This window comes from Prodigiosinella aquatilis (assembly GCA_030388725.1).
Taxonomy (GTDB): domain Bacteria; phylum Pseudomonadota; class Gammaproteobacteria; order Enterobacterales; family Enterobacteriaceae; genus Prodigiosinella; species Prodigiosinella aquatilis.
Map to the genome: position 1 here is coordinate 4,146,340 of CP128857.1, position 16,121 is coordinate 4,162,460.

Below are 16,121 nucleotides of genomic sequence, written 5' to 3' on the forward strand. Positions count from 1 at the left end.
GTAATCAGAATCTTTGGCTATCAGGCCAACACAGTAGAAGGTGCTTTGAAAGCCAAAGGCATTTCAGCCTCGTTTTCAAAGGTGACATATTCCCATGCTTCCTGTTTCGCCAGCACGGCCTGCAACAGCTTGTTGTTAAGCGCGTGACCTGACTTAAATGCCGTGAATGCACCGATGATGTTATGACCGCACATAAACAAATCACCAATCGCGTCTAACATTTTGTGACGGACAAATTCATCATCAAAACGCAAACCGTCTTCATTTAAGACACGATAATCATCAACGACGATAGCACAATCGAAACTGCCGCCCAGGCACAACCCTCGAGACTGCAGATATTCAATATCACGCATAAAACCAAACGTGCGTGCCCGGCTGATCTGACGAACAAAAGCATCGGCGGAAAAATCCAGGCAATAACGCTGAGCACCGGCACCAATCGCTGGGTGATTAAAGTCGATGGTAAAATCCAAGCTAAAACCATTAAATGGTGTCAACTCAGCCCATTTATCACCGTCTTCAACACGCACAGGCTGTTTGATACGAACGAACTTTTTAGCACAGTTCAGCTCTTCAATACCCGCATCCAACAGTAAATAAACAAATGGACTGGCGCTGCCATCCATGATTGGAATTTCAGGTGCATCAACATCAATAACAATGTTATCAATGCCCAAGCCAGCGAGAGCGGCATTCAGATGTTCTACTGTAGAAATACGAACATCATGCTCATTAACCAAGCAAGTACAAAGCATGGTATCACGCACTGATTTTGCGTCAGCTGGAAAATCAACCGGTGGATTCAAGTCAGTACGGCGATAGATGACCCCGGTGTTAGCCGGTGCAGGGCGCATAGTCAAGGTGACTTTCTTGCCGGTATGCAAACCGACCCCTGTCGCCTGTACAATACGCTTTAAAGTTCGTTGTTTGATCATCGTTTTATCTCGCAATTATCTGAACCTACGGCCTTAGTTTATACAAAGGCCGACGGCACAGTTTAGCACAAAGAGCGGAGATGCCAACCTTACGGTCAGATTAATCAGCCTGCTTACGCAAGAAGGCGGGAATATCCAGATAATCAGGCTCTTTATTAGTCTGAGTATTCGGATCATTCACCACTTTCGCGGCTGGTTTCTCCTGCGTCAACGGTGTCATGCCATGTTGCTGGTAACGGTGATCCATGACAGGTTGACTGCTTTGTTTATTCGTAACCAACGTGATTTCTGGACGCTTATCCATACCGATACCGGTAGCAACAACCGTTACACGCAGTTCATCGTTCATATCTGGATCCAACGATGTACCGATAACCACAGTTGCATTGTCAGATGCAAATGCGCGAATGGTATTACCAACAGTTTCAAATTCATCCAGACGCAGATCGAAACCGGCAGTGATGTTAACCAGCACACCACGCGCGCCAGACAGATCAATATCCTCCAGCAACGGACTGGAAATTGCCATCTCAGCCGCTTCTTCAGCACGATCTTCACCACGAGCGACACCTGACCCCATCATGGCATAACCCATTTCAGACATCACGGTACGCACGTCTGCAAAGTCCACATTCATCAAACCCGGACGAGTAATCAGCTCAGCGATCCCCTGTACCGCGCCTTTCAATACGTCGTTTGCCGCACCAAAAGCGTCCAGCAGCGAAATACCACGCCCCAGCACTTTCAACAATTTGTCATTTGGAATCGTAATCAAAGAGTCCACATGTTTGGACAACTCTGCAATCCCTTGCTCGGCAAAAGCCATCCGCTTTTTACCTTCAAAATTAAACGGTTTGGTAACCACCGCAACCGTAAGAATGCCCAAATCTTTTGCCACTTCGGCCACGACAGGAGCGGCACCAGTACCCGTTCCCCCCCCCATGCCAGCAGCGATGAATACCATATCCGCACCTTCCAGCGCAGTGCGCAGTGCTTCACGATCTTCTTCTGCTGAATTGCGTCCCACTTCCGGGTTTGCGCCAGCCCCCAGACCTTTGGTAATACCACTACCGATCTGAATGGTCTGACCTACCGCGGTTTTGCGCAGTGCCTGTGCATCGGTGTTTACCGCAAAGAATTCAACACCTTCAATGCGTTCACGCACCATGTGTTCGACAGCGTTACCGCCACCGCCACCAACGCCGATGACTTTAATCACCGCGTCATTGGTTAATTCCATAGGTTCAAACATAATTTCTCTCCGTTTTGTGCCTGTGTTACTTCGAGATCAAAAAAGTTGTGCCAAAAGATCTCTTTTGATAACCATTAAAATTCTTTTCTCAGCCAGCTGTTCAGGCGTTTAAACCAGTTACTCACTGAGGCGCGTTTTTCAACTTCATGCTCACCATTGAGATGAGATTCTTTGCCATAATGCAGTAACCCCACGGCTGTAGAGTAGTAAGGCTCCTGCGCATAATCCGTTAAACCTGTAATATTCAAAGGCTGCCCAATGCGCACTTGCGTATGAAAAACACGCTGAGCACATGCTGCCAGACCGTCAATCTGCGCCGCACCACCTGTCAGCACGATTCCGGCAGCCAGATGATGTTTTACGCCTTGCTGACGTAACTGCTCCTGCAACTGTAAAAGTTCATCGTTTACCAGATTCAATAACTCGGTGTAACGCGGTTCAATCACCTCGGCCAGTGTCTGACGCTGCAAACTCCGCGGCGGGCGGCCCCCCACACTGGGCACTTCTACACTTTCATCTTTACTGACAACAGCACCGAGAGCGCAGCCATAGCGCACTTTAATTGCTTCAGCATCTGTTGGCGGTGTCCCAAACGCATAGGCAATATCACTGGTCACTACGTTACCCGCATAAGGAATTACCTTGGTATGACGCAATGCCCCACCGGTGTAGACCGCCATATCCATAGTGCCACCACCAATATCCACCACACAGACACCAAGCTCACGTTCATCTTCCGTCAACACCGCATAACTGGATGCCAGGCCGGCAAAAATAAGCTGATCGACCTTAAGACCACAACGCTCCACGGCTTTGACAATGTTCTTTGCCATATCGTTGTGGCAGGTAATCAAGTGCACTTTTGCCTGCATACGCACACCCGATAATCCCACTGGATTTTTTATCCCTTCCTGATAATCAATGGCATATTCTTGTGGGATAACATGCAAAATGCGGTGTTCATCACGTACACGTACCGATTTAGCGGTATGTACGACACTTTCCACGTCTTCCGGCGTCACTTCTTCTTCTGAAATCGGCACCATGCCGATTTCATTCTGACAGCTGATATGCTTGCCGGATAATGCCAGATAGACTGATGAGATCTGGCAATCCGCCATCAACTCCGCCTGATCGATGGCACGCTGTACGCACTTAACCACCGATTCAAGATCGTTGACGCCACCTTTATCCATGCCCCGTGATGGGCAACTCCCCACCCCGATAATATTGACCATTCCATCAGGCAGAACCTCTCCCACCAGTGCAGCCACCTTAGCTGTACCGATTTCCAGCCCAACTACCAGTTTTCTGTCCGTCGACTTGATCATTGCTCTTTAGCCTGTGCTTGATTTGGTTGCTGATTACCGTTCTTGTGCTGATCAATGTCTTGTTTCTGATCAATAAACGCCTGACCCCAACCTACTGCTGCACCAGAGTCATAACGCAAATCCACATAATCTATACGCTTATTTTCACTCTGAGCCTGCCGTTGTAACAGCGGATAAAGCTCCATAAAACGTTGTAGACGACGGGTTCTATCATCTCGCCCTAATTCCAGACGGACATCATCATCCAGTTCCACTTTCCATGAATGCCGTGCACTCATCGTCACCGTTTTCAACGTAAATTTTCCGGCCGCCAATATCTGGTTCACGGCTCGATATCCTTCAAGTACATCTTTCTGACTGCCTTCCGGTCCATACAGCATCGGCATTTTTTTGTTGCCGATACGTTCTGCTGGCACGCTGAAAGAATTTCCTTCGCTATCAATCATAAGCAGGTCATTCCAACGCGCGAAAGGAACATATTCAACCACATGAATTTTCAATTCATCGGGCCACTGCTTACGAACACTAACCTGTTTAATCCAAGGCAAACGTTCAATCTGCTGCTGAATAACATTCACATCCTGAGTCATGAATGTGCCTGGCGGTCCCAATGATAAAATCGCCTGCCGAATATCATCATTGGTGGTGTAATGTCGTTCACCGGTCACCACCAGTCTGGATAATGGCAGATGGCTGGCATCCTTCATCCAGCTCAATACCATCCAACTGCCCCAGATAATCGTACCCACCACCATCAACAGGAAAATAATTCCAGCCAGTTGACTACCATTACTACGGCGCGCACCGTTTAATTCTGGCTCATGTCCACGCGTGTTCAGCGCCGCCTGCGACATATCAACCAGCCAATTCCAAAATTCTGGCAACCAATTGAGAGAACGTGAAGCCACGCTGTTTGGCCGCCATAGGCACCAGACTATGGCTGGTCATTCCCGGCGACGTATTCACTTCCAGTAAATAAAACGCGCCATCGCTGTCCATCATCACATCCACTCGTCCCCAGCCACTGCAACCAAGTGCCTGGTATGCATCCATCGCCAGAGAGGCCAGGTAATGCTCTTGTTCGTCAGACAGGCCACTCGGGCAGAAATACTGTGTCTCATCCGACAGGTACTTTGCCTCGTAGTCATAGAACGTGCCTGTTGCCTGAATCCGTATAGAAGGCAGTACCTCATCGCCCAGAATGCCAACCGTGAATTCCGGTCCGCTAAGACACTTCTCGACCAGTACCTCATCATCATGGTGAAAGGCCGCTTCCAGTGCTGAGTGCAACGCATCAGCCTGTTCAACCTTACTCATACCAACGCTGGAACCTTCACGGCTGGGCTTCACGATCAGCGGCATATCCAAATGTGCCACCTGTTGTATCAAATGGTTCGAATCCATTTGCAGGAACTGCTGACGGTTCAAGACCACATAAGGTGAAACAGGCAAACCTGATGCCTGCCAAACCAGTTTGGTACGGCGCTTATCCATCGTAAGTGCCGAGGCCATAACACCACTGCCAGTGTAGGGCAGTTGTAAAAATTCCAGTACGCCTTGCAAAGTACCGTCTTCACCACCGCGCCCATGGAGCGCGATAAAGGCTTTGGTAAATCCCTCGTCCTTTAAATGAATGACCGGGAAATCACGGATATCCACAGCATAGGCATCAATACCAGCCTCTTTCAGACCGGACAGAACTGCCTGCCCGGACAGCAAAGAGACTTCGCGTTCAGCGGAGATTCCACCAAGCAGTACAGCAACTTTCTCCGTCATGATGTCCTCACTCATTAATTTGTGGTCGTAATTGAGATTCAGCCAGCTTACGTGCCAACTTGCCGATATTTCCGGCCCCCTGAACCAAGACCAAATCCTCACCCTGCAGCGCATGTGACAATAATTCTGGCAATACATCCACATCAGGAACCAAAATAGGATCAATCCTGCCTCGACCACGAATCGTACGGCATAGCGAACGGCTATCGGCCCCCGGGATCGGTGACTCACCTGCGGGGTAAACATCCAACATCAACAAAACATCGACCTGAGAAAGCACATGGGCAAAATCATCGTACAAATCACGGGTACGCGTGTAGCGATGTGGTTGAAAAATCATCACCAACCGTTTGTCCGGCCAACCCGCGCGCGCAGCTTTAATCGTGGCATCCACTTCCGTTGGGTGATGGCCGTAATCATCGACCAACATGGCCGAACCACTTTTACCGTTGACCAACGCCAACGGGAATTCGCCAAGAAAATCGAACCGGCGTCCCGTTCCCTGAAAGCGAGCCAGCGCCCGCAAAATCGCGTCATCATCGATACCCTCTTCAGAGGCCACCGCCACCGCTGCCGCCGCATTCAGCGCATTGTGACGTCCTGGCGCATTCAGCGTCACATCCAGCAACGGCTTACCCTGACGGGCTAGCGTAAAATGTCCCTGCGCACCAACCTGACGATAACTGGCGATACGCACATCGGCATCATCACTGAAACCATAAGTAGTAATGTAGCGCCCCACCCGCGGTAACAGTTCACGGATAACCGGGTCGTCCAAACACATCACGGCATGCCCATAGAAAGGCAGGTTATGCAGGAAATTGATAAACGTCTGTTTAAGCGTCTCAAAATTACCCTGATAAGTGTCCATGTGGTCTGCTTCAATATTCGTCACAATGGCGGCCATTGGCTGCAAGTGTAAAAATGAGGCATCACTCTCATCAGCTTCGGCAATCAGGTAACGACTGGATCCCAGGCGCGCATGAGCACCCGCCGCTTTCACCAATCCACCGTTGACAAACGTAGGATCCAGCCCTGCTTCTGCATAAATACTGGTAACCAACGCGGTGGTGGTGGTTTTACCATGCGTCCCCGCGATGGCAATACCGTGGCGAAAGCGCATCAACTCCGCCAGCATTTCAGCCCGACGAATCACCGGAATACGAGCTTCATGAGCTGCGATAATTTCCGGGTTGTCCGCCGAAATAGCACTGGACACCACTACCACACTCGCATCGCTCACATTTTCCGGACGATGATGGAAATAAATTTGAGCGCCCAACTCACTCAACTGTTGAGTAACGGCATTCGGTGCCAGATCAGAACCACTAATTTGGTACCCTTCATTAGCCAATACTTCGGCGATACCACCCATGCCAGCACCACCGATGCCAACAAAGTGGATGTGCCGGACACGATGCATCTCGGGCACGATTGAACGCAGTTTCGCCAGTTGTTGTGTATTCACTTTTTTCTATCGCAACCTACATTAAGCACCGGACAGTTATCCGGCTATTTTTAACATTAACAATGAGCCGCATCCGCAACCCGATGGCCTGCCGCCTTAACCACTTCCGCCGCAACCCGTTCAGTAGCATCGGGAATAGCCACGGTTCTGGCCTTTTGCGCCATGGCTTGCAGAGTGACGCGATCCCATCCCATCAGTGTTTCAGTTACCGTCTCAACGCTGAACTGTGCCTGTTCTATAATTTTGGCCGCTCCGGCTTTCTCAAGCGGTAACGCATTCCAATATTGCTGGCGGTCTTTGTGCTGAAATGGCACAAACAGCGCGGGTAATCCTGCCACTGCGATTTCACTGACCGTCAGCGCGCCTGCGCGGCAAACGACAACATCCGCCCAGGTATAGGCCGCTGCCATATCATCAATAAATTCGCTAATCTTGTGCTGTTCTTGCCCGGCCTCAAGGTAAGCGGCCCGCACATCTGCCAACGCACCTTTACCTACCTGATGCCAGATGGTGAACTGCTCACCCAATCTGGCCGCAACACCGGGCATTGTTTGGTTAAGCACCCTCGCTCCCTGACTGCCACCTATCACCAGAATCCGGATCGGACCGCGGCGTTCGGATAAGCGTTCAGCAGGCAAAGGCAAAGCCAACACGTCGGTACGAACTGGATTGCCCACCACATCAGCTCCGGGGAATGCGCCAGGAAAAGCCTGAAGCACTTTTTTGGCAATACGGGAAAGCCAACGGTTGGTTAACCCTGCAATACCATTCTGTTCATGCAGTACCACCGGAATGCCGCACAGCCACGCGGCCAAACCGCCGGGACCAGACACATACCCGCCCATTCCCAGCACCACATCTGGCTGGTAGCGACGCATAATCGCCTGAGCCTGGCGTACCGCACGGAAGATACGCAGCGGAGCACACAGCTGAGCTTTAAGCCCTTTTCCCCGCAGACCGGAAATACGGATGAAGTCAATCTCGATACCATGCTTTGGCACTAAATCCGCTTCCATACGATCAGCCGTTCCTAACCAACGTACCTGCCAGCCCTGCGCCATCAAATGATGTGCCACCGCCAATCCAGGGAAAACATGCCCCCCGGTTCCTCCGGCCATCACCATCAAACGCTTGCCTTTGCCACTCATCGGGCACTCCTCGTAAACGCCTGCGCTTTCGTCAGCCGCGTTTCAAAATCAATGCGCAGCAACAGTACGATGGCGGTCGACATGATTAACAGACTCGAACCACCGTAACTGATCAGCGGCAATGTCAACCCTTTGGTCGGCAACATGCCCGCAGCGGCGCCAACATTAACCAGAACCTGAAAGCTAAACCAAATACCGATTGAACAGGCCAGAAATCCGGAAAAACGTTGATCAATCTCCAGCGCCCGTCGGCCAATCGACATCGCACGAAAAGCGACGAAGAATATCATTAACAACGCTAATACCACACCAACATAGCCAAGTTCTTCGCCTAAAATCGAGAAAATAAAGTCGGTATGGGCTTCTGGCAAATACTCCAGTTTCTGTATAGAATTTCCCAGTCCCTGCCCCCACAATTCGCCTCGGCCAAATGCCATCAACGATTGTGTCAACTGATAACCGCTACCAAACGGATCATTCCATGGATCCCAGAACGAAGTAACCCGTCGAATACGATATGGCTCAGCGGCAATCAGCACGCAAACAGCAAATATCCCGCAGCCGATAATGGACAGAAACTGCCACAATTTCGCCCCGGCCAGAAACAGCATGGCCAGTGTTGTGATAAACAGCACTACCACCGTTCCCAAGTCGGGCTGGGCCAGTAATAACACCGAAAGAATCACCATCACGCCCATCGGTTTACAAAAGCCCCAGAAATTATTACGAACTTCATCAACCTTGCGCACCATGTAACTGGAGAGGTAGCAAAACAGCGCCAGTTTCGATAGTTCGGCCGGCTGTATACGTAAAGGCCCAAACGAAATCCAGCGCGATGCGCCATTCACCGACCCGCCGACCACCAGAACCACCAGCAACAATGCCAGAGAAATCAGTAAAAACACGGCGCTGTAACGTTGCCATACCGCCATTGGAATGCGCATAGTGATCAGCGATAGAGCAAAAGCCAACCCCAGGTACAGCGCATCACGCTTGGCGAACAAAAATGGATCATTCGCCAGACGCTGACCTATCGGCATGGACGCGGAAGTCACCATGACAAACCCCAACACCGCCAGCCCCAGCGTCAACCATACCAACGTCCGGTCATACAGTACGGTACTGAGGTTATCGCTTTCACGCGTCCCCATTACCCAACTTTTCAGCCGCCCCAATATGGCCAACCGAACGATACTCATTATCCCAGCTCCTCTGCCAGACGAGCGAACTCATCTCCGCGCTGTTCAAAACTTCGGAATTGGTCAAGACTGGCGCAGGCAGGTGACAGCAACACAACATCTCCGGCTTTTGCCCGACCGGCAATCAGATGCATTGCCTGCGCCATCGTTTCTGTCTGCTCAGCTATCTCAGGCCGCAGTGCCGCCAGCAACCCACCATCACGACCAAAGCAATAAAGACGGATATTGTCACCCTGGATATATGTCAGTAGTGGTGAGAAATCCGCGGACTTACCATCCCCGCCTAACAACAGATGCAGCGTGTCATCGACAACCAGTCCACTTAATGCGGCTTCCGTACTGCCGACGTTGGTCGCTTTCGAATCGTTAATCCAGCGAATCCCCCGGCGTTCCAGCACCAGTTGAAAACGGTGCGCCAGACCAGTAAAAGTGGTCAGTGCTGTCAAGGCTGATGAGCGTGGAATGCCGACTGCATCTGCCAATGCCAGTGCGGCCAAAACATTGGTGTAATTATGCTGTCCGACCAGTTTGATTTCACGCGTGTTGATGACACGCTCACCTTTAACCCGCAACCAGGTCTCCCCCTGCTGACGGTTGAGATGATAATCACCCACATCCACACCAAAACTGAGGCATCGCTCATCAGCGCCACGGATTGGCATCGTTAGTGCGTCATCCGCGTTCACGATACAGACTTTGGCATTCTCATAAATACGGAGTTTGGCCGCACGATACTGCTGCAACCCCAACGGATAGCGGTTGGTATGATCTTCCGTCACGTTCAGAATGGTTGCCGCCGCCGCATGCAGACTACTGGTGGTTTCCAGTTGGAAGCTCGATAACTCCAGCACATACAATTGGCATTCCTGCTTCAACAATTGCAACGCTGGCACACCGATATTGCCACCCACACCCACAGCCCAACCTGCCGTACGAGCCATATCCCCGACCAGCGTGGTAACAGTGCTTTTACCATTGGAACCGGTGATAGCCACGATAGGCGCTTGCGCCTCGCGGCAGAACAGTTCGATATCACCCACAATTTCAATGCCTGCCTCTGCGGCAGAACCAAGCACGGGTGTAGATAATGCAATACCGGGGCTGGCGACAATCAGATCGGCGCTCATTAACCAATCGTCATGCAGCCCTCCCAGATAACGCTCAACATGTTCCGGCAGTTTGTCCAGGCCTGGCGGACTGATACGGGTATCCACCACGCGGGGTACCACCCCGCGCGTAAGGAAGAAATCAACACAGGAAAGCCCGGTCAGGCCTAACCCGATAATGACAACCTTTTTACCCTGATAGTCCATGTTTTACCGTACCTTAAGCGTTGCCAGGCCTATAAGCACCAGCATCAGCGAAATAATCCAGAACCGGACAATAACCCTCGGCTCCGGCCATCCTTTAAGCTCGTAATGGTGATGAATCGGCGCCATACGGAAAATACGCTGACCGCGAAGCTTAAACGATCCCACCTGCAAAATGACCGACAGCGTCTCAACCACAAAGACACCGCCCATGATGAGCAGCAAAAATTCCTGACGCAGTAACACAGCAATCGTGCCCAGCGCGCCCCCCAGAGCCAGAGATCCGACATCGCCCATGAAAACCTGTGCTGGATAGGTGTTGAACCATAGAAAACCCAATCCGGCACCGACAATAGCGGTGCACACAACCACCAATTCGCTGGCATGGCGAATATAGGGAATATGCAGGTAACTGGCGAAATTCATGTTCCCAGTTGCCCATGCCACCAGCGCGAATCCCCCCGCTACAAACACCGTTGGCATAATCGCCAGGCCATCCAGGCCATCGGTCAGGTTGACCGCATTGCTGGTGCCTACAATCACAAAGTAGGCCAACACGATATACATCAACCCCAGTTGCGGCATGATGTCTTTAAAAAATGGCACCACCAGTTGGGTAGCTGGCGTGCCTTTGCCAATGGCATACATGGAAAACGCCACCGCCAGCGCCAGCAGCGACTGCCAGAAGTATTTCCAACGGGCAATCAACCCCTTGGAGTCTTTACGCACAACTTTACGATAGTCATCCACAAAACCGACGATGCCATAACCCACCAAAACCAGCAGTACGCACCAGACATAAGGATTGGACAGATTGACCCACATCAATACTGAAATAATGATGGAGGCCAGAATCATCACGCCCCCCATAGTCGGTGTTCCACGTTTGCTGAAATGGGACTCCGGTCCTTCGTTACGTACAACCTGACCAATCTGTAAACGTTGCAGCCAGGCAATCAGGTGCGGCCCCATCCAGAGCGAAATAATTAATGCAGTCAGCAGGCTGACAATGGCTCGAAACGTCAGATAGGAAAAGACGTTAAAGCCGGAATAGAATTTGACCAAATGCTCGGCCAGCCAGACTAACATGTTGCATTCTCCTTTAATGCGCGCACTACTTGCTCCATTGCAGCACTGCGTGAACCTTTAACCAAAATGGTAATCGTTTTATGTTCTGTAACTAAAGCCAGCAACCGGACAATCAGTGCCGGTTTGTCATGAAAATGTTCACCTTGTCCGCTGGACTGGCTGATCAATTCACTCAAGGTTCCTACACTCAGCACTTTATCAATCCCGGCAAGACAGGCGGCTTCTCCGACCTGACGATGACACGCTGGAGCATCCGCGCCTAATTCCGCCATATCGCCGACCACCATGACTCGATATCCCGGCATTTCAGCCAGCGTCTGCACGGCAGCAATCATCGATCCGACATTGGCGTTATAGCTGTCATCCAGCAGTAATTTCCCGTCCGCCAGCTCAATTGGAAATAATCTTCCTGGTACCGCCTGCAATTGGGCCAAACCGGCCTTAACCGCTTCCGGCGAAGCACCCACCGACATAGCTAATGCCGCGGCCGCCAATGCATTGGCGATATTGTGCTGGCCTGATAAGGGCAACGTTATGGCGATCTGTCCATGCGGACTATGTAACGTGAACGATGTGCACTGACCGCTAACCACAATATCGCTGGCAAAAAAATCGATATCGCCATCGGCCTGCGGCGAAAAGCTCCACACAGTTTTATCCGTTAACAGCGCTTGCCAGTGCGGCCAATCATTACTGTCCGCATTGATAATGGCGATCCCGTGTTCGGACAGACCATTGAAAATCTCACCTTTCGCCTGCGCCACTCCAGCCAAAGAACCAAAACCTTCCAGATGCGCCGCTGCGATGTTATTCACCAGTACACTTTCCGGACGGACCATCTTCGTGGTATAGGCAATCTCACCGATATGGTTGGCCCCCAACTCAATCACCGCAAAATCATGCTGCGGCGTCAGGCGTAACAATGTCAGTGGCACGCCGATATCGTTGTTAAAATTACCGGCGGTATACAGCACGTTGCCACACTGGCGCAGAATCCCGGCGGTCATCTCTTTCACCGACGTTTTTCCCGATGAACCGGTTAATGCCACGACACGGGCACGAGACTGCTGACGAACCCAGGCCGCCAACACGCCTAATGCCAGGCGGGTATCGTTGACAATCAGTTGTGGCACAGAAATATGTAAGCGCTTACTGACTAATAATGCTGCCGCGCCATTATTAACGGCATCGTCGGCATAATCATGAGCATCAAATTTTTCACCCAGTAACGCGACGAACAGGCTGCCAGCTACCAGTTTGCGGGTGTCAGTGGAAACATCGTCGATCATCAGATCTTCACCAACCAGTTCGGCGCCTAGTACCGTGGCCAGTTTCCGCAACGAGACGCTGATCATACGATGACCCCCAACAGACGGGCGACTGTAATGCGATCCGAATAATCCAGCCGCTGATTTCCTACTAGCTGATAATCTTCATGTCCTTTACCCGCTACCAGCACCACGTCGTTTTCCGACGCCTGCATCACTGCACTGGTCACCGCCTCAGCCCGACCGGCAATCACCTGAACACGGCCGGCATCCATCAATCCGCTGAGAATCTCCAGCACAATTTCCTGTGGTTCTTCGCTACGGGGATTGTCGTCCGTCACGATAACCCGATCAGCCAGTTGCTCGGCGATCCCCCCCATAAGTGGGCGCTTACCTTTGTCCCGATCACCGCCACAACCAAATACGCACCATAGTTTCCCTTTGCAGTGTAACCGTGCAGCCTCAAGCGCTTTTTCCAAGGCGTCCGGTGTATGTGCATAATCGACAACAACCGTCGGTTTGCCGTCAATATGAAAAACTTCCATTCTGCCGCACACCGGTTGTAGCGTAGAGCCGGTCTTGATCAATTTGTCTAACGGATACCCCAGCGATAACAGAGTAGCCAACGCGAGTATCAGATTGCTGACATTAAACGCGCCCATCAGTCGGCTGTTGATCGCACCTTGTCCCCAACTGGAGTCAATATGCACGGTGAAACCACTGTCGTGGTAATCAACCCGCGTCGCTTTTAACCAGCGCCCACGGCAACCCGGCACCAGATTGTTTTCCATCGTAACGGCGACCGCATCCGGCAGTTGGCTCAGCCAGCGGCGTCCGACTTCATCATCCGCGTTGATAATCGCCTGACCTACCTGATGGTCGGCAAACAACGACCATTTCGCCGCTTCGTAATGCGCCATATCACCGTGGTAATCCAGATGATCACGGCTTAAATTGGTAAAGACGGCAGCGGCGAAAGGCAACGCCGCCACACGATATTGCACCAAACCGTGAGATGACACTTCCATAGCCGCCAGCGTCGCGCCTTGTTCCACCAGTTGACTTAATACCTGTTGAACATCTACCGCAGACCCAGTGGTATTTTCCGTCGGGACGACATGCCCCAATAGCCCGTTTCCCACCGTCCCCATCACTGCACTGTGTTCACCCAATGTCTGGCTCCATTGCGCCAGTAACTGTGTCGTGGTGGTTTTACCGTTAGTCCCGGTTACTCCAATCAACTTTAATTTTTCAGCAGGTTGCTGATAAAAACGCCCCGCCAGTGCAGATAAACGCTGATTAAGGCTACTCAGATAAATCACTGGTACACCATGAATTTCACGCCAGGTACCATCAGGAGAATTAGCATCGGCCTCAGCGATTATCGCTGATACCCCTTGCGCAATGGCCTGCGGAATATAGTGCCGCCCATCCGTTTTATGCCCGACGATGGCAACAAACAGATCCCCGGCAGCCGCAATACGGCTGTCTAATGTCATTTCCCGCAGCGCACGCTCCGGGGCATTCTGCACCCACGGAGCCAGTAAATCGCGCAAATTACGATCGGCCACCTGAACCCTCTTTTCTGTTAATTACAAATTCGTTTTTATCACCCACAGGCAAGGCATCCGGCTCAATATTCATGGTACGCAGGACGCCCCCCATGATGGCGCCGAACACCGGCGCAGATACCGCACCGCCATAATATTTCCCAGCATGAGGATCGTTAATCACCACCACCAGAGCAAAACGGGGATTACTGGCAGGCGCAACACCGGCGGTATAGGCAATATATTTGTCGATGTATTTCCCATCCGGCCCGACTTTTTTCGCCGTACCGGTTTTAATTGCAATGCGATAGCCTTTCACCGCCGCCTTGACACCTCCACCACCGGGTAACGCCACACTTTCCATCATGTGCACCACCGTCCGGACAATTTTTTCAGGGAAAATACGTTCACCAGGAACCGGGGGATCGACTTTGGTGATCGATAGAGGGCGGTAAATACCAAAACTACCGATGGTAGCGTAGACACGTGCCAGTTGGAGTGGTGTCACCATCAGTCCATAGCCGAAAGCAAAAGTTGCGCGTTCAAGGTCAGACCAGCGTTGCCTATCTGGGAGAAGCCCGCGGCTTTCCCCCACCAATCCCAGATTTGTCGGTTTGCCTATGCCAAAACGAGAATAAGTATCAACTAACGCCGACGCAGGCATGGCCAGTGCCAATCGCGACACCCCGACGTTACTGGATTTTTGCAGCACCCCGGTTAACGATAATTCTTTGTAATGGCCTACATCTCTGATTTCATGGCCTTTAATATAATAAGGTAGCGTATTTAGTACCGAATCGACATTGACGATATTACGTTGTAAAGCCGTCATCACGACCATTGGTTTAACCGTTGAACCCGGTTCGAAGATATCGGTGATGGCTCGGTTACGTATCGCACTGCTTGGTGTACCCGCCAGATTGTTTGGGTTATAGGAAGGACTATTTGCCATTGCCAGCACTTCCCCCGTATTGATATCAACCAATACCGCCGTACCGGATTCAGCTTTATTAAACGCCACTGCATTGTTCAATTCCCGGTAAACCAACGCCTGCAAACGCTCATCAATGCTCAATATCAGATTGTGCGCCGCCTGGCTGTCAACAGAAGAGACATCTTCAATAACCCGGCCAAAACGGTCTTTCCGCACCGTACGCTCTCCCGGCCGGCCTGTTAACCAACGGTCGAAGCTTTTTTCGACACCTTCGATGCCTTTACCATCAATATTGGTAAATCCAATCAAATGAGCCGTCACTTGTCCGGAAGGATAGTAACGGCGCGACTCCTGACGCAGATTAATACCAGGAAGCTTCAACTTATGGATATATTCGCCAATTGTCGGATTAACCTGGCGAGCCAGATAAACAAAACGACTATTCGGGTTGGCATTCACTTTCGCCGCTAACTGGTCAAGGGGAATGTCCAACGCATCCGACAGTGCTTTCCAACGGGTATCCTGCGTGATCCCACCGTGGTCATTAAGATCTTTTGGGTCTGCCCACACCGCATTGACAGGCACACTCACCGCCAACGGACGCCCGGACCGATCACTGATCATACCGCGAGAAGTGGGAATTTCCTGTACACGCAGGGAACGCATATCGCCTTCACGCACCAACTGATCGGGATTAATCACCTGAAGGTAGGCTATTCTCAGCATCAGACCAACCATGCACAAAAGAATGCCAGCACAGATCAATGCAAAACGCCAGCTAACAAAGCTGGCATGTTCTTCCTGGCGTTTTAACCTTCTTGTGCGTGTTACTCTCATTATTTAGCGGTGCCTATCAGT

General features: G+C 51.3%; 13 protein-coding genes. All 13 read right to left on the bottom strand.

What is annotated here, in order from left to right:
• Positions 1-20 precede the first annotated feature (20 nt).
• Positions 21-938 (bottom strand): UDP-3-O-acyl-N-acetylglucosamine deacetylase, encoded by a 918-nt coding sequence (gene lpxC / locus PCO85_19355; GenBank protein WJV53296.1) that lies wholly within the window; start codon positions 936-938, stop codon positions 21-23.
• Positions 939-1,038: 100 nt separating this feature from the next.
• Positions 1,039-2,190, bottom strand: a complete 1,152-nt coding sequence (gene ftsZ, locus PCO85_19360) for a cell division protein FtsZ (GenBank protein WJV53297.1) — start codon at positions 2,188-2,190, stop codon at positions 1,039-1,041.
• 74 nt (positions 2,191-2,264) lie between these two features.
• A complete protein-coding gene (gene ftsA / locus PCO85_19365; protein ID WJV53298.1) occupies positions 2,265-3,521 on the bottom strand; it encodes a cell division protein FtsA in 1,257 nt (418 codons plus the stop codon).
• On the bottom strand, positions 3,518-4,375 hold the full coding sequence (gene ftsQ / locus PCO85_19370; GenBank protein WJV56145.1) for a cell division protein FtsQ: 858 nt from the start codon (positions 4,373-4,375) through the stop codon (positions 3,518-3,520). Before ftsQ ends, ftsA begins: the two co-directional genes overlap by 4 nt.
• Position 4,376: 1 nt before the next feature.
• Positions 4,377-5,297 carry a D-alanine--D-alanine ligase gene (locus PCO85_19375; protein ID WJV53299.1) on the bottom strand — a complete coding sequence of 307 codons (921 nt, stop codon included), beginning with the start codon at positions 5,295-5,297 and terminating at the stop codon, positions 4,377-4,379.
• A 7-nt stretch (positions 5,298-5,304) separates the two neighbouring features.
• On the bottom strand, positions 5,305-6,765 hold the full coding sequence (gene murC / locus PCO85_19380; GenBank protein WJV53300.1) for a UDP-N-acetylmuramate--L-alanine ligase: 1,461 nt from the start codon (positions 6,763-6,765) through the stop codon (positions 5,305-5,307).
• Positions 6,766-6,821: 56 nt separating this feature from the next.
• The gene (gene murG, locus PCO85_19385; protein WJV53301.1) at positions 6,822-7,913 is read right to left on the bottom strand and encodes an undecaprenyldiphospho-muramoylpentapeptide beta-N-acetylglucosaminyltransferase; all 1,092 of its coding nucleotides are present in this window, start codon (positions 7,911-7,913) and stop codon (positions 6,822-6,824) included.
• Positions 7,910-9,112 (bottom strand): cell division protein FtsW, encoded by a 1,203-nt coding sequence (gene ftsW / locus PCO85_19390; GenBank protein WJV53302.1) that lies wholly within the window; start codon positions 9,110-9,112, stop codon positions 7,910-7,912. Before ftsW ends, murG begins: the two co-directional genes overlap by 4 nt.
• Positions 9,112-10,425 (bottom strand): UDP-N-acetylmuramoyl-L-alanine--D-glutamate ligase, encoded by a 1,314-nt coding sequence (gene murD, locus PCO85_19395; GenBank protein ID WJV53303.1) that lies wholly within the window; start codon positions 10,423-10,425, stop codon positions 9,112-9,114. The genes ftsW and murD overlap by 1 nt, the downstream gene beginning before the upstream one ends.
• 3 nt (positions 10,426-10,428) lie before the next feature.
• Entirely contained in the window at positions 10,429-11,511 is a 1,083-nt protein-coding gene (gene mraY / locus PCO85_19400) for a phospho-N-acetylmuramoyl-pentapeptide-transferase (protein ID WJV53304.1), read from the bottom strand.
• Entirely contained in the window at positions 11,505-12,866 is a 1,362-nt protein-coding gene (murF, locus tag PCO85_19405) for a UDP-N-acetylmuramoyl-tripeptide--D-alanyl-D-alanine ligase (GenBank protein WJV53305.1), read from the bottom strand. Before murF ends, mraY begins: the two co-directional genes overlap by 7 nt.
• The gene (gene murE / locus PCO85_19410; protein WJV53306.1) at positions 12,863-14,350 is read right to left on the bottom strand and encodes a UDP-N-acetylmuramoyl-L-alanyl-D-glutamate--2,6-diaminopimelate ligase; all 1,488 of its coding nucleotides are present in this window, start codon (positions 14,348-14,350) and stop codon (positions 12,863-12,865) included. Before murE ends, murF begins: the two co-directional genes overlap by 4 nt.
• Entirely contained in the window at positions 14,337-16,100 is a 1,764-nt protein-coding gene (locus PCO85_19415) for a peptidoglycan glycosyltransferase FtsI (GenBank protein ID WJV53307.1), read from the bottom strand. The genes murE and PCO85_19415 overlap by 14 nt, the downstream gene beginning before the upstream one ends.
• Between the last annotated feature and the right edge of the window lie 21 nt (positions 16,101-16,121).